The organism is Streptomyces sp. CCM_MD2014, assembly GCF_000772045.1.
GTDB lineage: Bacteria > Actinomycetota > Actinomycetes > Streptomycetales > Streptomycetaceae > Streptomyces > Streptomyces salinarius.
Map to the genome: position 1 here is coordinate 3201358 of NZ_CP009754.1, position 17698 is coordinate 3219055.

15 protein-coding genes and 1 pseudogene are annotated in these 17698 nt (G+C 71.5%); 9 read left to right on the forward strand and 7 right to left on the reverse strand.

Going from position 1 to position 17698, the window contains the following annotated elements:
* Window position 1: 1 nt before the first annotated feature.
* Window positions 2-2815: a helix-turn-helix transcriptional regulator gene (locus tag NI25_RS13805; RefSeq protein WP_061442737.1), complete on the forward strand. Its 2814-nt coding sequence runs from the start codon at window positions 2-4 to the stop codon at window positions 2813-2815.
* Between the two features lie 209 nt (window positions 2816-3024).
* Here the strand turns inward: NI25_RS13805 and ychF are convergent, their stop codons facing one another.
* Window positions 3025-4113 carry a redox-regulated ATPase YchF gene (ychF, locus tag NI25_RS13810; protein ID WP_061442738.1) on the reverse strand — a complete coding sequence of 363 codons (1089 nt, stop codon included), beginning with the start codon at window positions 4111-4113 and terminating at the stop codon, window positions 3025-3027.
* Window positions 4114-4308: 195 nt separating this feature from the next.
* Between ychF and NI25_RS13815 the strand changes: the two genes are divergently transcribed.
* Window positions 4309-4911: a DUF6542 domain-containing protein gene (locus NI25_RS13815; RefSeq protein WP_061442739.1), complete on the forward strand. Its 603-nt coding sequence runs from the start codon at window positions 4309-4311 to the stop codon at window positions 4909-4911.
* A gap of 36 nt (window positions 4912-4947) precedes the next feature.
* Here the strand turns inward: NI25_RS13815 and ppgK are convergent, their stop codons facing one another.
* Both ppgK and NI25_RS13825 read right to left on the reverse strand, forming a co-directional pair.
* Entirely contained in the window at window positions 4948-5688 is a 741-nt protein-coding gene (gene ppgK / locus NI25_RS13820) for a polyphosphate--glucose phosphotransferase (RefSeq protein ID WP_061442740.1), read from the reverse strand.
* Between the two features lie 29 nt (window positions 5689-5717).
* Entirely contained in the window at window positions 5718-6734 is a 1017-nt protein-coding gene (locus NI25_RS13825) for a 4-hydroxy-3-methylbut-2-enyl diphosphate reductase (RefSeq protein WP_107071725.1), read from the reverse strand.
* Window positions 6735-6838: 104 nt separating this feature from the next.
* On the opposite strand from NI25_RS13825, the gene NI25_RS13830 reads away from it, so the two are divergent.
* From NI25_RS13830 to NI25_RS13840, 3 genes are all read left to right on the forward strand, one after another.
* Window positions 6839-8236, forward strand: a complete 1398-nt coding sequence (locus tag NI25_RS13830; RefSeq protein ID WP_061442741.1) for an APC family permease — start codon at window positions 6839-6841, stop codon at window positions 8234-8236.
* A gap of 80 nt (window positions 8237-8316) precedes the next feature.
* Entirely contained in the window at window positions 8317-9525 is a 1209-nt protein-coding gene (gene xseA / locus NI25_RS13835; RefSeq protein ID WP_061442742.1) for an exodeoxyribonuclease VII large subunit, read from the forward strand.
* 9 nt (window positions 9526-9534) lie between these two features.
* Window positions 9535-9789 carry an exodeoxyribonuclease VII small subunit gene (locus NI25_RS13840; protein ID WP_061442743.1) on the forward strand — a complete coding sequence of 85 codons (255 nt, stop codon included), beginning with the start codon at window positions 9535-9537 and terminating at the stop codon, window positions 9787-9789.
* A 14-nt stretch (window positions 9790-9803) separates the two neighbouring features.
* On the opposite strand, the gene NI25_RS13845 is transcribed toward NI25_RS13840, so the two are convergent.
* Window positions 9804-10025, reverse strand: coding sequence for a DUF4287 domain-containing protein (locus tag NI25_RS13845; protein ID WP_061442744.1), 222 nt, complete (start codon window positions 10023-10025; stop codon window positions 9804-9806).
* 235 nt (window positions 10026-10260) lie between these two features.
* Between NI25_RS13845 and NI25_RS13850 the strand changes: the two genes are divergently transcribed.
* A complete protein-coding gene (locus tag NI25_RS13850) occupies window positions 10261-10851 on the forward strand; it encodes a malonic semialdehyde reductase (RefSeq protein ID WP_061442745.1) in 591 nt (196 codons plus the stop codon).
* A gap of 97 nt (window positions 10852-10948) precedes the next feature.
* Here NI25_RS13850 and NI25_RS13855 read toward each other — a convergent pair whose 3' ends face one another.
* Window positions 10949-11485, reverse strand: coding sequence for a DUF4245 domain-containing protein (locus NI25_RS13855; protein WP_061442746.1), 537 nt, complete (start codon window positions 11483-11485; stop codon window positions 10949-10951).
* A gap of 126 nt (window positions 11486-11611) precedes the next feature.
* Here NI25_RS13855 and glpX point away from each other — a divergent pair, with 126 nt between their 5' ends.
* Entirely contained in the window at window positions 11612-12643 is a 1032-nt protein-coding gene (gene glpX, locus NI25_RS13860) for a class II fructose-bisphosphatase (protein ID WP_061442747.1), read from the forward strand.
* Window positions 12644-12883: 240 nt separating this feature from the next.
* Here the strand turns inward: glpX and NI25_RS13865 are convergent, their stop codons facing one another.
* Complete coding sequence (locus tag NI25_RS13865) at window positions 12884-13261, reverse strand: WhiB family transcriptional regulator (protein ID WP_061442748.1); 378 nt, start codon at window positions 13259-13261, stop codon at window positions 12884-12886.
* A 105-nt stretch (window positions 13262-13366) separates the two neighbouring features.
* Window positions 13367-14046, reverse strand: a pseudogene (locus NI25_RS13870) (DUF1707 SHOCT-like domain-containing protein).
* Window positions 14047-14290: 244 nt separating this feature from the next.
* On the opposite strand from NI25_RS13870, the gene NI25_RS13875 reads away from it, so the two are divergent.
* Window positions 14291-15958, forward strand: a complete 1668-nt coding sequence (locus tag NI25_RS13875; protein WP_061442749.1) for a fumarate hydratase — start codon at window positions 14291-14293, stop codon at window positions 15956-15958.
* A gap of 261 nt (window positions 15959-16219) precedes the next feature.
* A complete protein-coding gene (locus NI25_RS13880) occupies window positions 16220-17629 on the forward strand; it encodes a M28 family peptidase (RefSeq protein WP_061442750.1) in 1410 nt (469 codons plus the stop codon).
* Window positions 17630-17698: the final 69 nt, after the last annotated feature.

Below are 17698 nucleotides of genomic sequence, written 5' to 3' on the forward strand. Positions count from 1 at the left end.
TGTGGCGAACGGTGGAAGCGCTCGAGCGGCCCGGTATCCGGCCGAGGACCTCGGTCCGACCGTGGTGGGCCGGGAAACCGAGACCGCGGACCTCATGCAGCGCGTCGCCGCCGACCGGACCCGCAGCGCGGTGCTGGTCGTCGAGGGCGAACCGGGTGTCGGCAAGAGCACCCTGCTCGACCTCGCCGTACGGCGGACGCGCGGTGCCGGCCACCGGGTGCTGCGAGCGGTGGGCAGCGAGTCCGAGCAGCATCTCGCCTTCGCCGGTCTGCACCAGTTGCTCCGCCCGGTCCTCGGCGACCTGGACGCACTGCCCGCACGGCAGCGTTCCTCGCTCCGGGCCGCGCTGGGTCTGGCCGACCGTGCCGCGCCTCCCGACGCACTGCTCGTCGGCCTGGCGGTGCTGACCCTGGTGTCGGATCTCGCGGAACCGGCGCCGCTGCTGGTGGTGGTCGACGACGCCCAGTGGATCGACCGTGCGTCACTGGACGCTCTCTCCTTCGTGGCCCGGCGCATGGACAGCGAACCCGTGACGCTGCTGATGGGCGTGCGCGCCGACGCCGCGCTGCCCGGATTCGACAAGGAGCACGAGCACCTGGTGGTCGGTCCCCTGAGCGGGGAGGCGGCGAACCGACTGCTCGACGAGCAGCCGGGACCGCCCACCGGCCGCATCCGGGCCCGGATCCTCCAGGAGGCGGCGGGCAACCCGCTGGCCCTGGTCGAGCTGGCCCGCGCCGCCGCGAGCGGACAGCCGGGGGACGCCGGGCGGGAGGGCCCGCTGCCCGTCACCGACCGGCTGGAAGGGATCTTCGCGCGGCACCTGCGGCACCTGCCCGACACCACCCGCCGCGCCCTGCTGCTGCTCGCCGCCACCGACGCGGCGGACGCCCCGGCGGCCGCACGAGGCCTGCCCGAGGCGCCCGACACGGTGTGGGTGCCCGCCGAACGGGCCGGTCTCGTACGACGGGACAGCGGCGGGGTCGTCTTCCGCCACCCGCTCGTCCGCTCGGCGGTCTACCACGCCGCGCCCTTCGAGGAGCGCAGACGTGCCCACCTGGCCCTGGCCCGGCTGCTGGGCGAGGAGCCCGACCGGCGCGCCTGGCACCTCGCCGCCGCGACCGTGCGGCCCGACGCGCAGGTGTCGGCGGCCCTCCTGGAAACCGCCGGCCGGGCCCGGCGCCGGGGCGGCCACGCGGCCGCGGCCGCCGCCTTGGAGCGCGCCGCGCGCCTCAGCCCGCGCCGCGCGGACCAGGCGCGGCTGCTGGCCGACGCCGCGGGCACGGCCGTCCTCACCGGCCAGCTCGGCTGGGTGGAGCACCTGGCCGCCGAGGTGCGCAAGCGCACCGACGACCCGGCGCTGCTCAGCCGGGCCGCGCTGGCGACGGGGCAGCTCATGACCGTGGGGGCGCACCACACGGCCGCCTTCGCGCTGTTGTCGCGCATCGCCGGGGAGGCGGCGGACGCCCGGGCGCCCCACCTGCTGGACGCCCTCGCCGCGGCGGCGGTGGTCCGCTACTACTCGGGCGAGGAGTCCCAGCGGCAGCGCATCGAGGCGCTGCTCTCCCAGGTGCCGGACTCCCCCGCGGGTGGTGCGCTGCGCGCCTGGACCCTGGCCGTCTCCGATCCCACCGGCGCGGGAGCGTCCCTGGGACCGGCGCTGCCCCGGCTGATCGCCGCGGCCGGGGACGACGCCGGATCCCTGACCGCCCTCGCCGTCGCGGCCTGGCTCCTCGACCGGACCACGCTGGCCACCAGGACCTTCGACGAGGCGTTCGGCCGCTGGCAGGCCCTCGGTCCGCTGCCGGCCGGTCTGGCCTGCGCCGCGGGCTGGGCCTATCTGGAGCAGGGCCGCTGGGCCGAGGCCCGCACGGTGGCCGCCGAGATCACGGAGGTGGCCTCGCAGGCCGGACTGGTTCACGCCGAGGCGTGCGCACGGGCCCTCGACGCGACCGTGCTGGCGCTGCTCGGTGACCTGGCCGAGGCACGCCGGAACGCCGAACGGGCACTGGCCCTCGTCGATCCCTTGGAGAGCCGCTCCGTCGCGGTCTTCGCCCACCGCGCCCTGGGCCTGGCCGCGGTGGCCGACGGAGACTACGACACCGCGTACGCGCAGTTCCGCTCAACCTTCACCGAGGACGGCGACCCGGTCCACTACCACGTCTCCCACACCGTCCTGGCCGAACTCGCCGCGGCGGCCGTCCGCCGGGACCAACGCGAATCCGCCGCGGTCCTACTGGAGCGATCGGCACGGCGCCTGGGCACCGGTCTGTCGGCACGTGCCTCCGCGCTGGTCGAACGAAGCCGCGCCCTGCTCGCCGAACCGGAGGAGGCCGAACGGCACTTCCGGGCGGCGCTGGCGGGCGAAACGGGCGAGCAGTGGCCCTTCGAACGGGCACAGACCCGGCTGGACTACGGAGAATGGCTGCGCCGCCGACGCCGTATCGCGGAGGCCCGCCCGCTGCTGACCGGGGCCCTCGACACGTTCCGCCGGCTCGGCGCCCGCCCGTGGATCGAACGCGCGAAGGCGGAACTCCGGGCCGCCGGCGTCGAGGCGAACGGCGTCACACCCGGCGCGCTCACCCGACTCACCCCGCAACAGCAACAGATCGTCCGGCTCGCGGCCCGCGGCCTGACGAACCGCGAGATCGGGGAGAAGCTGTTCCTCTCCCCCCGCACGGTCGGCTCCCACCTCTACCGCGTCTTCCCCAAGCTCGGCATCACCGCCCGCTCCCAACTGCGCGACGTGGTCGACAACGCCCTGCCGGACCCCGTACCAGCGCACTCGCAGCAGCACGCGCCGCACCGAGCCACATGACGGAGCCGAGGAAGAGAAGCTGCCCGGCGACGGGAGCACGGTCCGCCCGACGACATCGATCTCGACGTCGCCGGTGCGGGTCCGGCAGCCGCCCACCGCGGCGGCCGCGGGGAGCCGGTCGCCGGTCAGCACACCGTCCAGCGCCTCGCGGACCGGCGCCTCGCGGATGAGCGGCTCCCTGGTTCCCCGGGTCAGCGAAGTGGTGGAGCTCAGACGTTGAAGCGGAACTCCACCACGTCCCCGTCCTGCATCACGTAGTCCTTGCCCTCCATGCGGGCCTTGCCCTTGGCGCGGGCCTCCGTGACCGAGCCCGTGGCGACCAGGTCGTCGAAGGAGATGACCTCGGCCTTGATGAAGCCCTTCTGGAAGTCGGTGTGGATGACACCGGCGGCCTCGGGGGCGGTGGCGCCCTTCTTGATGGTCCAGGCGCGGGATTCCTTGGGGCCGGCCGTCAGGTAGGTCTGGAGGCCCAGGGTGCGGAAGCCGACGTGGGCGAGGGTGGCGAGGCCGGGCTCGTCCTGGCCGACGGACTGGAGGAGTTCGAGGGCCTCGTCCTCGTCCAGTTCGGCGAGGTCGGCCTCCAGCTTGGCGTTGAGGAAGATCGCCTCGGCGGGGGCGACCAGGGCGCGCTGCTCGTTCTTGAACTCGTCGTCGGTGAGCTCGTCCTCGTCGACGTTGAAGACGTAGAGGAAGGGCTTCGTCGTGAGGAGGTGCAGGTCGTGGAGGAGTTCCGCCCGCTCGGTGCCCTGGAGGATGCCCTGGGAGAAGAGGGTGTCGCCCTTCTCCAGGATCTCCTTGGCCTCCTCGACCGCCTTGACCTTGGGAGCCACGTCCTTCTTGATGCGCGACTCCTTCTGGAGGCGCGGGAGGACCTTCTCGATGGTCTGGAGGTCGGCGAGGATCAGCTCGGTGTTGATCGTCTCGATGTCGTCCTTCGGCGAGACCTTGCCGTCGACGTGCACGACGTTCTCGTCCTTGAAGGCACGGATGACCTGGCAGATCGCGTCGGACTCGCGGATGTTGGCCAGGAACTTGTTGCCCAGGCCCTCGCCCTCGCTCGCGCCGCGCACGATGCCCGCGATGTCGACGAAGTCGACCGTGGCCGGGAGGATCTTCTCGGAGGAGAAGATCTCGGCCAGTTTCGCCAGTCGGGGGTCGGGGACGCCCACGACGCCGACGTTCGGCTCGATCGTGGCGAACGGGTAGTTGGCCGCGAGCACGTCGTTCTTGGTCAGGGCGTTGAACAGGGTCGACTTGCCGACATTCGGCAGACCGACGATTCCGATCGTGAGCGACACGTTGCGACTTCCCGTACGTGAGATGCGGAGGGATGGGTGGGATGGGGCCGGGTGGGGCAGGGCAGGCATGGGCCGATCCACCAGTCTACGGGGTGTGCCGTACCGGACCCGCGCGGAGTCGAACGCTTGGCCAAGGCGCGCCCGACGGCGTGTCTGTCGGGCTATTCGGCACATAAACCGACCTAAGTTGGTCCAGTGGAGCAATACAGGACGCGACCTGCGCAGTACGGACCGCGACGAAACCGGTCGCCGCTGCCCGCCCAGGGGCGGGGCGGCGCCGCTGCCGCACAGCCTCCGGCGGGGCGGATCGGGCGGCCGGTGCGCCAGCGACCGGCACCGGTGCGGGCGGATTCCGGGCCGCCCGGTTCGCGGGTGGCCCGGGTGGTGCGTGCCCTGCGCGGGATGCCCAATCCGCGGTTGACGGGGCTGGGCAGCGGTCTGTTCTGCGCGGCCGTGATGACCTTGCTGGGCTTCCTCGACGAGCTGTTGTTCGGGGCGTCCCTGACCGTGTACGGGGTGTTGTTCGTGCCGGTGAGCCTGCTCACCGCGCTCTGGGTGCGCCGGGGCGACCTGCTGACCGCGCCCGTGGTCGTGCCGATCGCCTTCGCCGTGGGGCTGGTCCCCGTGGCCGAGAGCGGGGACGGTCTCGGCGGGCGGCTGATGGGGCTCGTGACCGCCTTGGCCACGGAGGCGGGGTGGCTGTACGGCGGGACGCTGGTCGCCGGGACGGCCGTGATCGTCCGCCGGATCCGGCTGGTGCGGCGACGGGCCGCCGCCCGGAACCGGCCCCCGGCCTGAGCCTCCCCGCGCTCGCGCGCCGACACGGGCTGACGCTCAGCCCGCCGCGCGCATCGCCGCGCCCACGATCCCCGCGTTGTTCTGAAGCTGAGCGGGGACGATCTCCGCCCGGATGCCCTCGATGCGGGGCAGGAACTTGTGGGACTTGCGGCTGACCCCGCCGCCGATGATGAACAGCTCCGGCGAGAAGAGCATCTCGACGTGCGCGAGGTACTTCTGGACACGGCGGGCCCAGTGCTCCCACGACATGTCGTTGTCGTCCTTGACCTTGCTGGAGGCGCGCTTCTCCGCGTCGTGGCCGTCCAGCTCCAGGTGGCCCAGCTCCGTGTTGGGGACGAGGACCCCGTCGGTGAACACCGCGCTGCCGATGCCGGTGCCGAAGGTGAGCAGGACGACCGTGCCCTTGCGGCCGCGGCCGGCCCCGAAGTGCATCTCGGCGACGCCCGCCGCGTCCGCGTCGTTGACCACCGTCACGTCCAGTCCGCCCAGCCGCTCGCTGAACAGGGCGCGGGCGTCGGTGTCGACCCAGCTCTTGTCGACGTTGGCCGCGGTGCGCACCGTCGCGCCGCCCGTCACGACGCCCGGGAAGGTGAGGCCGACCCGCCCGGTCCAGCCGAAGTGCTCGACGACCTGCCGGACCCCCTCGGCCACCCCGTCCGGAGTCGCCGGGTGCGGGGTCAGCACCTTGCAGCGCTCCTGGGCGAGGTCGCCCCTGTCGAGGTCCACAGGGGCGCCCTTGATCCCGGATCCGCCGATGTCCACGCCGAAGATCTGCATGGCCCTACGTTACGACGGACGACTGACAGTCACGCTCCCGCGGTACCCGAACCGCCCCGCTCCGCCACCAGGGACGCCGCCTCCTCGCGCAGGTCGCGGCGCAGCTCCTTGGGCAGCGAGAAGGTGATCGACTCCTCGGCGGCCTTGACGATCTCCACGTCCTCGAAGCCGCGCCGCGAGAGCCACTCCAGGACCTGCTCGACCAGGACGTCGGGGACGGACGCGCCGGAGGTCACGCCGACCGTGGTGACGCCCTCCAGCCAGGCCTCGTCGATCTCGTCGGCGAAGTCCACCAGGTACGCCTCGCGGGAGCCGGCCTGCTTGGCGACCTCGACGAGGCGCTTGGAGTTGGACGAGTTGCGGGAACCGACGACGATCACCAGCTCGGCCTCGGCACCCATCTGCTTGACGGCGAGCTGACGGTTCTGCGTGGCGTAGCAGATGTCGTCGCTCGGCGGGGAGATCAGCTGCGGGAACTTGTCCTTGAGGGCGTCGACGGTCTCCATGGTCTCGTCGACGGAGAGCGTGGTCTGGGAGAGCCAGACGACCTTCGACGGGTCGCGGACCTCGACCTTGGCCACGTCCTCGGGCCCGTCGACGAGCTGGATGTGGTCGGGGGCCTCGCCGGAGGTGCCGATGACCTCCTCGTGGCCCTCGTGGCCGATCAGCAGGATGTCGTAGTCGTCGTTCGCGAAGCGGACGGCTTCCTTGTGGACCTTGGTGACCAGCGGGCAGGTGGCGTCGATGGTGGCGAGCTTCCCGCGCTCGGCCTCCTCGTGGACGACGGGGGCCACGCCGTGCGCGGAGAACATCACGATGTTCCCCGGGGGAACCTCCTCCGTCCGCTCGACGAAGATCGCGCCCTTCTTCTCCAGGGTCTGCACGACGTACTTGTTGTGGACGATCTCGTGCCGGACGTACACCGGAGCCCCGTACTGCTCCAGGGCTTTCTCGACGGCGATCACGGCGCGGTCCACACCCGCGCAGTAGCCACGGGGGGCGGCGAGCAGGACACGGCGGCCAGGCGAAGCAGTCATGGCACCCATCGTAAGGCCGCGTTCGGCGGGTCAAAGATCGCGGCGGCGCGGCGTTGCCGGGGAGACTGGCGGGAACGTGTGGAGACGGAGTCCGAGGCGCCGGCGGAGGAACGATGTCGCAGAGCGGACAGAACGGTACGACGGCCGCCCCGGGGGACGGCGAGGAACACCGGCTGAGGCGCAGTCTGGGCTTCAGGGACCTGGTCGTCTACGGGCTGCTGTTCATCGCGCCCATGGCGCCGGTCGGTGTGTTCGGCACGCTGGACGCCAAGTCGCACGGTGCGGTGGCCCTCGTCTACATCGTCGCCACGATCGCGATGGCGTTCACCGCATTCAGCTACGCGCAGATGGTGCGGGTGGTCCCCCAGGCGGGCTCGGTGTTCGCGTACGCGCGCGCGGGGCTCGGAAACGGGGCCGGGTTCATCGCCGGGTGGATGGCGATGCTGGACTACGTCCTCATCCCGGCGGTGGCGTACCTGTTCTCCGGCATCGCGATGGAGGCCCTGGTCCCCGAGGTGTCGCGGTGGGTGTGGACGGCGATCGCGGTGGTCGTGACGACGCTGCTGAACCTGTGGGGGGTGCGGACGGCGGCCCGGGTGGGCTTCCTGGTGCTCGCCATGGAGATCGTCGTGCTCGTCGTCTTCGTGGTCACCGCGATCGTGGTGCTGGCGCAGGACGGGACCGAGCGCGACTGGCTGTCGCCGCTGTCCGGGGACGGCACGCAGGGGGCGTTCGCGCTGTCGGCCGTGGTCGGGGCGGTGTCGGTGGCGGTGCTGTCGTACCTGGGCTTCGACGCGATCGCCACCTTCGCGGAGGAGGTCACCGGCGGATCGGCGAAGGTCGCGCGGGCGCTGCTGTTCTGTCTGGCGCTGGCCGGTGTGCTGTTCGTGGCGCAGACGTACCTGGTGGCGCTGCTCGAGCCCGTGTCGTCGGCGCAACTGGCGGCGGAGCCGGAGCGGCAGGGGTCGGCGTTCTACGACGCCGTGGACGCGTCGGTGGGCACGTGGCTGCACGACCTGGTGGCGGTGAGCAAGGCGATCGGCGCGGCGTTCGCGGCGCTGGCCGGGCAGGCGGCGGCCGGGCGGCTGCTGTTCGCGATGGGCCGCGACCGGCGGTTGCCGGGAGTGCTGTCGCGGACGGACTCCGGGGTGCCGCGTGTGGCCCTGCTGGTGTCGGCCGTGATCACGATGGCGGCGGCGGTGTGGGCGGCGCGCCGGGACGACGGTCTCGACCACCTGGTCTCGGTGGTCGACGTCGGTGCGCTGACCGCGTTCACGCTGCTGCACGCGAGCGTGGTGGGCTGGTTCGTGGTCCGGCGCCGCGGGGGCGGTGCGGTGAGCTGGTGGCGGCATCTGCTGGTGCCGGTGCTGGGTGCGGCGATCACGATCGCGGTGATCGTGGAGGCGTCCGGGACCGCGCAGGTGGTCGGGGCGATCTGGCTGGCGGTGGGCCTGGTGGTGCTGGCGGCGCAGTGGGGGCGGCGCGGGGACGCGAAGGCGGCGGGGGCGTGACAGGGGAGGGGCCGGGCGACGGACGACGGGGGCGGACGCGAAGGGCGTGATTGTCCGACCCGGCCGTTACGCTCGGGCGCATGGCTGCCAACTCGACTCCCGAAAGCCCGCTGCCCGTGGGCGAGGTGTCCCGGCTGATCGGGGGCTGGATCGACCGGCTCGGCGCGGTGTGGGTCGAGGGGCAGATCACGCAGCTGTCGCGGCGGCCGGGCGCCGGTGTGGTGTTCCTGACGCTGCGCGACCCGTCGTACGACATCTCCGTGAGCGTCACCTGTTACCGGCAGGTGTTCGACGCCGTGGCGGACGTGGTCGGCGAGGGTGCGCGGGTGGTGGTGCACGCCAAGCCGGAGTGGTATGCGCCGCGCGGGCAGTTGTCCCTGCGGGCGGCCGAGATCAAGCCGGTGGGCGTCGGGGAGCTGCTGGCGCGGCTGGAGCAGCTGAAGAAGGCACTCGCGCGTGAGGGACTGTTCGCGGCCGAGCGGAAGAAGCCGCTGCCGTTCCTGCCGCAGTTGATCGGCCTGGTGTGCGGGCGGGCGTCGGCGGCGGAGCGGGACGTCCTGGAGAACGCCAGGCACCGCTGGCCCGCCGTCCGCTTCGAGGTGCGCAACGTCCCGGTGCAGGGCGTCCACGCGGTGCCGCAGGTGGTGCAGGCGGTGAAGGAGCTGGACGCGCTGGACGACGTGGACGTGATCGTCGTCGCGCGGGGCGGCGGCAGCGTGGAGGACCTGCTGCCGTTCTCCGACGAGCAGCTGGTACGGGCGGTCGCCGCCTGCCGTACGCCGGTCGTCTCGGCGATCGGCCACGAGCCGGACAGTCCGCTGCTCGATCTGGTCGCCGACCTGCGTGCCTCGACCCCGACCGACGCCGCGAAGAAGGTCGTGCCGGACGTCGGCGAGGAGTACGAGCGGGTACGGCTGCTGCGGGACCGCGCCCGGCGGTGCGTGGCGGCGTTCGTCGACCGCGAGGAGCGGGGGCTGGCGCACGCGCTGGCCCGACCGTCGATACAGGATCCGCACCGGATGATCGAGGAGCGGGCCGAGCAGGTGACGGCTCTGCTGGAGCGGGGCCGCCGTGCCCTGCGGCACCACCTCGACCGGGCCGACTCCGAGCTGACGCACACGCACGCGCGCGTGGTGGCCCTCTCCCCCGCCGCGACCCTCAAGCGCGGGTACGCCGTACTCCAGCGGGCCGACGGCCACGCGGTGCGCGATCCCGGTGAGGTGGAGCCGGGCGAGACGCTGCGCGCCCGGGTGTCCGAGGGCGATTTCTCCGTACGAGTCGACGCATAGGGTGGGTGGATGACCAGCGAGGTGGAGCAGCCGACGGCCATGTCCGAGGCGCTCGGGTACGAGCAGGCGCGGGACGAGCTGATCGAGGTCGTCAGGCGGCTGGAGGCCGGCGGTACGACGCTTGAGGAGTCCCTCGCCCTGTGGGAGCGGGGCGAGGAGCTGGCGAAGGTCTGCCGGCGCCGGCTGGACGGCGCCCGGGCCCGCCTGGACGCGGCCCTGGCCGAGGAGGAGGCGGACCCGGAGGACGAGGGCGCGGCCTCCTAGCCGCCCCTCCTCCGTCAGCCCTCCTTCGCCGTGTCCTCGGCCAGCGTGTGGGCGACGAGCGCGTTGGCGTGCCCGTGGCCCAGGCCGTGTTCGGTCTTGAGCCAGGTGACCAGTTCCATGTGCTTGGTGAGCGGCGAGGAGCGGATGAGGTCCTTCCACTCCGCGATCGGGCGGCCGTACTTCTTCTCGATGGACGGGAAGTAGGAAGCGGGGCCCTTCACTGTGCTGCTGCTCATGTCGGTGATCTCCCTGGGTCGGCGAGGGTGCACTGCCGTGTAGGACCGTCGGCGGCCCGGAAAGCGATCGCCCGGCGATGGTGATCCACATCACCATGAAGATGATCATGTGAAGCGGATCACCGCGGTCCCGTTTTGATTGAAGGTTGAACTTCTTTGCCGTAGTGTCGTCGTCGTCAACGGCTCCGGCCCCCACGTCACGCGGAGCCGACGCACCCCGCAAGGAAGATCACGTATGTCTCTCGTTCTTGACCCCGCCGCCCAGGACCTGCTGTTCCGCGAGGCCCGCACCGCGAACACCTTCACCGACGAGCCGGTGACCGACGAGCAGGTGCAGGCGATCTACGACCTGGTCAAGTACGGCCCGACCGCCTTCAACCAGTCGCCGCTGCGCATCACGCTGGTCCGCTCCCCCGAGGCCCGCGAGCGCCTGGTGAAGCACATGGCCGAGGGCAACCAGCCCAAGACGGCGGCCGCCCCGCTGGTCGCGATCCTGTCGGCGGACAACGAGTTCCACGAGGAGCTGCCGCAGCTCTTCCCGCACTTCCCGCAGGCCAAGGACGCGTTCTTCAGCGAGCGCCCGGTGCGTGAGGGCGCCGCCGCTCTGAACGCCGCCATGCAGGCCGCGTACTTCATCGTCGGCGTCCGCGCCGCCGGGCTGGCCGCCGGCCCGATGACGGGCCTCGACTTCGAGGGCGTCCGCAAGGAGTTCCTGGACGACGACCACACCCCGCTGATGGTCGTCAACATCGGCCGTCCGGGCCCGGACGCCTGGTTCCCGCGCTCCCCGCGCCTGGCCTACGACCAGGTCGTCACCACGGTCTGAGACCGACGAGCGTCACGAAGCCCCCGGTGCACTCCACCGGGGGCTTCGTCGTGTGCGCGGGGGCTCGCGCGAGGAGCCGTGCGGGTACGGCGCCGGGTCAGGCCAGCTTCAGCGCCGCCGCCATCTTGCCCAGCTGCTCGAACGACCCGGTGCCGGCCACGACCGTCGTCGCGCCCTTGACGCCGCCGGTGTCCTGCAGCACCAGGGCCTCGTACCGGCCGCCCGTGTAACGGGTCCACGTCCGGCCGCCGATCTCCTCGGTGGTCCCGGTCTTCCGCCCGCCCTGGCTGGCCTCCTCGATGAACTCGGCCGGCTTGCCCGTCGACTGCTCGACCGCCACGTACTCCCCGTCGGGGGCGTGGTAGCCCAGGTGCCAGGCGTTGTCCTCGGCGCCGCGGTAGCGGACGGAGGTCGGCTTCCACTCCTTGGCCAGCCCCTCGGGCGCCGCCACCGGATACGGTGCGGCGCGGCGCGCGGTGGTCAGCTCGACCGTGTAGTCCACCCGCTTGATGTCCGGCCCGTCGCCGTCGTCGTGCGGGATGAAGAGCCACATGACCAGTCCCGCGAGAAGGATGACCCCCAGGGACAGCACCATGTCCCGGGCTGTCTTCTGCTTGCCTTTCGTACCTGCCACGCGTCCTATCGTCGCAGGTCCCCCATGTGCTCATACGTGGGGTCCCCTGCTCATTTTGTCGGACTGACGATAGAGTCGTGGCCACACCCTCATCCGGCCGTCGTCGTATCAGAAAGGTGCGTTCCGATGACCGAGCATCATCTGCCCTCCGAGCTGGACGTCCCCTCGGAGGCCCCCGACCGCAACCTCGCCATGGAACTCGTGCGGGTCACCGAGGCCGCGGCGATGGCCGCCGGCCGCTGGGTAGGGCGCGGTGACAAGAACGGCGCCGACGGTGCCGCGGTGCGCGCCATGCGCACCCTCGTCCACACCGTCTCGATGAACGGCGTCGTCGTCATCGGCGAGGGCGAGAAGGACGAGGCGCCGATGCTCTTCAACGGGGAGCGGGTCGGCGACGGCACCGGGGCGGAGGTCGACATCGCCGTCGACCCGATCGACGGCACCACGCTGACCGCCAACGGCATGACCAACGCGATCGCCGTGCTGGCCGCCGCCGAGCGCGGGTCCATGTTCGACCCGTCCGCGGTCTTCTACATGGACAAGCTGGTCACCGGTCCCGAGGCCGCCGACTTCGTCGACATCAACGCGCCCGTGTCGGTGAACATCCGCCGGATCGCCAAGGCCAAGCGCCGCACGCCCGAGGACGTCACCGTCGTGATCCTCGACCGGCCCCGGCATCAGGGCCTCATCAAGGAGGTCCGGGAGACGGGCGCCCGGATCAAGCTGATCTCCGACGGCGACGTGGCGGGCTCCATCCTGGCCCTGCGCGAGGGCACCGGCATCGACCTGCTGCTCGGCATCGGGGGCACGCCGGAGGGCATCATCTCGGCCTGCGCCGTGAAGTGCCTGGGCGGCACCATCCAGGGCAAGCTGTGGCCCAAGGACGACGAGGAGCGGCAGCGGGCCGTGGACGCCGGGCACGACCTGGACCGGGTGCTGACCACCGACGACCTGGTCTCCGGGGACAACGTCTTCTTCGTCGCCACCGGCATCACCGACGGGGAGCTGCTGCGCGGGGTGCGGTACCGGTCGGAGACGGCCACGACCGACTCGATCGTGATGCGGTCCAAGTCGGGGACGGTGCGGCGGATCGACTCCGAGCACCGGCTGAGCAAGCTGCGGGCGTACAGCGCGATTGACTTCGACCGGGCGAAGTGACTCCGTCGGTTTCGCGGGGCGCCCACTGAGTCGGGCGTGCCTGTCGGGTGGCGGGTGCGGCGCCGTCGTGGCTGGTCGCGCAGTTCCCCGCGCCCCTGGGGCCTGTCCCGCCCGACGCCGGAAAGGTGACCGCCGGTCGCGCTCCGGGGCGGGAAGTGCCGTAGGCCTGGCGTGAAGCGTTTTTCGTGTTGAAAGGGCACCCTCTGTGCGGAGAGGGTGCCCTTTCGTTCGTCTGGGTCTTCAGCCGGCCGCGGGTATGCGGCCCGTGGTGCGGGCGGCGTTCTTGAGTTCCACGTCGCGGCGGCGGCGCCGGGCCAGGACGACGCGGCGTTCGGCGGCGGTGAGGCCGCCCCAGACGCCGTAGGGCTCGGGTTGCAGGAGGGCGTGCTCGCGGCATTCGACCATGACCGGGCAGCGCGCGCACACGCGCTTGGCGGCCTCTTCCCGGGAGAGCCGGGCGGCGGTCGGTTCCTTGGAGGGGGCGAAGAACAGTCCGGCCTCGTCGCGCCGGCACACCGCCTCGGTGTGCCAGGGAGCGTCTTGGTCCCTGTCCCGCACGGGCACCCGCTGGGCCGGAACGGCAGCTACCTGCAGGGACGAATGCGGCGGTTGCAGCACGGGTCTACTCCTGACGACGGCTTCGCTAGCGAGAGACGATGCGTCAAGGCTTACCCGTTGTACGCGTGCCTATGCACTGGGTTCCCAACCGCTGCCGGGGCCGCGCTACAGGTGCTTGCGCAAGCCCTTCTCGACCCGGCGGTGCACCCGGTCCAGGATGTCCGCGACGATCTTGCCGCGCTTGGGCCGCACCTCGACGCTGCCGAGCACGGACCAGCCGTCCACGTAGATCACGGGCGCCTCGGCCTCGTCGGAGTCGTGGGTGTGGACCTCGAAGCTGCCGAGCACGCTGCCGCCCGCGCCGCGCACCGAGACGTTCTCCGGGACGCGCACGTCGACGCTGCCGAAGACCGAGAACGCCTTGATGACGACCTGCTGGTACTCGAAGACCGCCTCGCTGAGGTCTATCTCGACGCTGCCGAAGACCGCGTAGGCGTGGACGCGGCGATTGGCCCGCCAGCGGCCCTTGCGGACGGCGCTGCTGAACACCGCCACCACGTTCTCGTCGGGCTCCGCCGGGATGGCGCCGGCGGTGGGGCGGTGGGGGCCGGGGCGGCGGTGTCCCGGCCGCGGTGGGCGGCGGGCAGGTCCCGCACGAAGACGTCCAGCTCGCCGACGGTCTTGGCGGCCAGCACGCCCTCGACGCGCTCGGCGTGCTCGTCGGCGGTGAGCCGCCCCTCGGCGAGGGCTTCGCGCAGCATGTCGGCCACGCGGTCGCGGTCGGCGTCCGAGGCGCGCAGCTCGGAGGTACGCGGTGCGGCGGGGGCGTGCTTCTGAAGGTCCACGGCCGTAGCGTACCGAAACGCGATAGATCGCGACCAGCCCTGTGGACAACCTTGTCCACCCCGCCGCCACCGCCGGAAGCGACCGACTGAGCCTTACCTCACAGGCTCGGCGTCTCGGGCAGGTTCTACGCTGGTTGACGCTGCCAATGGAGGCCAGCCGTCGTTGCTGGGAGAAGCGCCGAGGGATCCGCCGGAGATCCAGCGAAGCCCAGTCGCGCGTGATGTCTAGTGAGGAATGGGCGAGATGCCTGAGTTCGCGTACACCGATCTGCTCCCCCAGGGTGAGGACACCACTCCGTACCGGCTGGTGACCGCCGAGGGCGTGTCCACCTTCGAGGCCGACGGGCGGACGTTCCTCAAGGTGGAGCCGGAGGCGCTGCGCAAGCTGGCCGAGGAGGCCATTCACGACATCCAGCACTACCTGCGCCCGGCGCACCTGGCGCAGCTGCGCCGCATCATCGACGACCCGGAGGCGTCCGGCAACGACAAGTTCGTCGCCCTGGACCTGCTCAAGAACGCGAACATCGCGGCGGCCGGCGTGCTGCCCATGTGCCAGGACACCGGCACGGCGATCGTCATGGGCAAGCGCGGCCAGAACGTGCTGACCGCGGGCGGCGACGAGGAGGCCCTGAGCCGGGGCATCTACGACGCCTACAAGAACCTGAACCTGCGCTACTCCCAGATGGCTCCGCTCACCATGTGGGAGGAGAAGAACACCGGCTCCAACCTCCCGGCCCAGATCGAGCTGTACGCGACCGACGGCGGCGCCTACAAGTTCCTGTTCATGGCGAAGGGCGGCGGCTCCGCCAACAAGTCCTTCCTCTACCAGGAGACGAAGGCGGTCCTTAACGAGTCCTCCATGATGAAGTTCCTGGAGGAGAAGATCCGCTCGCTGGGCACGGCCGCCTGCCCGCCGTACCACCTGGCGATCGTCGTCGGCGGCACGTCCGCCGAGTACGCGCTGAAGACCGCCAAGTACGCCTCCGCGCACTACCTGGACGAGATTCCGGCCGAGGGCTCCGAGCTCGGGCACGGCTTCCGGGACAAGGAGCTGGAGGAGAAGGTCTTCGAGCTGACCCAGAAGATCGGCATCGGCGCGCAGTTCGGCGGCAAGTACTTCTGCCACGACGTGCGCGTGGTGCGCCTGCCGAGGCACGGGGCGTCCTGCCCGGTCGCCATCGCCGTGTCCTGCTCCGCCGACCGGCAGGCCGTCGCGAAGATCACCGCGGAGGGCGTCTTCCTGGAGCAGCTGGAGACCGACCCGGCGCGGTTCCTGCCGGAGACCACGGACGAGCACCTCGACGCCGACGGTGACGTCGTCAAGGTGGACCTCAACCAGCCCATGGACGACATCCTGGCCGAGCTGACGAAGCACCCGGTCAAGACCCGGCTGTCGCTGACCGGCCCGCTGGTCGTGGCCCGCGACATCGCGCACGCCAAGATCAAGGAGCGGCTGGACGCGGGCGAGGAGATGCCGCAGTACCTGAAGGACCACCCGGTGTACTACGCGGGCCCGGCCAAGACGCCCGAGGGGTACGCCTCCGGGTCCTTCGGTCCGACCACCGCCGGGCGCATGGACTCCTACGTGGAGCAGTTCCAGGCGGCGGGCGGCTCGAAGGTGATGCTGGCCAAGGGCAACCGGAGCAAGCAGGTCACCGACGCGTGCGACACGCACGGCGGCTTCTACCTGGGCTCGATCGGCGGTCCGGCGGCGCGGCTCGCCCAGGACTGCATCAAGAAGGTCGAGGTCGTCGAGTACGAGGAGCTCGGCATGGAGGCGGTCTGGAAGATCGAGGTCGAGGACTTCCCGGCGTTCATCGTGGTGGACGACAAGGGCAACGACTTCTTCCAGGACCCGGCGCCCGCGCCGACCTTCACGACGATCCCCGTGCGGGGGCCGGGGCTCGCGTAACCCGCGTCACGCGTCACGCGTCACGGCAGCAGGCCGGTCCGGATCCGTCCGGGCCGGCCTTTCGCGTGCCCTCCGCCCTCCGTGGGCCGCTCCGGTCCCCGCCCGCCGTCCGGAGAGCGAACGGCGCGTTCTGTTTTCGGACAACCTGCCCTCCCGGGCGTCCGTTCCATTGACTGTCCGTCCTCCCGCTGTGAGTCTTTCGCCGCTCCTGCATGGACATGCCATGCGTGGCCACCCCTCAGCCACTTCCGGAGGACCAAGGTGAAACGAAGATTCGCCGTGGCGAGCCTGTCCCTCGCCGTCGTGCTGGGCCTCGGCACACTCCCCGCCGTCGCCGCCGACTCCGCGCCCGCCGCCGTCCAGTCGCCCGACATCGACGTGACGAAGGTGAAGGCGCACCTGACCGAGCTGAACTCCATAGCCGGACGCAACGGCGGCACCCGCCGCTCGACCGGCCAGGGATACCGCGACTCCGTCGCCTACGTGAAGGGCAAGCTGCAGGCGGCCGGATACACCGTCACCGAGCAGCCGTGCACCTCCGGCTGCACCAGCGGCGCCGGGCCCAACCTGATCGCCGAGTGGCCGCACGGCGACGCGGGCAACGTGTCCATGTTCGGCGCCCACCTCGACAGCGTCTCGGCGGGCCCCGGCATGAACGACAACGGCTCGGGCTCGGCCGCCCTCCTGGAGAACGCCCTGACCCTGGCGCAGCAGAACCCGACGATGAAGGGCCGGGTCCGCTTCGCCTGGTGGACCGACGAGGAACAGGGACTCAACGGCTCCGACTTCTACGTCCGCTCGCTCTCCTCGGCGCAGCGGTCCGCCATCACGGCGTACTACAACTTCGACATGGTCGCCTCCACCAACGGCGGCTATTTCATCAACCACGTCACCTCGGCCGCCGCCGCGCCGATGAAGGCGTACTGGGACTCGCTGGGCCTGCAGCCCGAGGAGAACACCGAGGGCGCCGGGCGCAGCGACGACTACTCCTTCGAGCAGTACGGCATCCCGACCTCCGGCTACGCGATGGGCGCCGGTGCCCGCAAGACCTCCGCGCAGGCGGCCAAGTGGGGCGGCACCGCCGGGGCTTCGTACGACCCGTGCTACCACCGGTCGTGCGACAACCTCGACAACATCAACACCACCGGCCTGAACCGCGCGTCGGACGGGATCGCGTACACCATCTGGCAGCGCGCCGTGGACACCGGCGGCGGCGACGGCGGTGGCTGCGACACCGACCCCGTCGTCAACGGCGGTTTCGAGAGCGGCACTTCGCCGTGGTCCGGGGACACCGGCACGATCGGAGCCCACTCCGGCCAGGCGGCGCACTCCGGAACGCGCTTCTCGTGGCTCGCCGGTTACGGTTCCACGCACACCGAGTCGGTCGGCCAGACGGTGACCGTGCCGACCGGGTGCACCCGGCTGACGTACTGGCTGCACATCGACACCGACGAGTCGGGGTCGACGGCGTACGACACCTTCAGGGTGAAGGCCGACGGCACCACGCTCGCCACGCTGTCCAACGCCGACGCCCGCAGCGGCTATGTGCAGCGCACGGTCGATCTCGGCGCGTACGCCGGCCGGCAGGTGGCCCTCAGCTTCACCGGCAGCGAGGACGGCAGTCTGCAGACCAGCTTCGTCCTGGACGACGTGAGCCTGCGGGAAGGCTGACCCGCGTCCAGGAAGGCCGACCCGTGACGGCCGGCCCATCCGTGGGCCGGCCGTCTCCGAGCCGCGTTC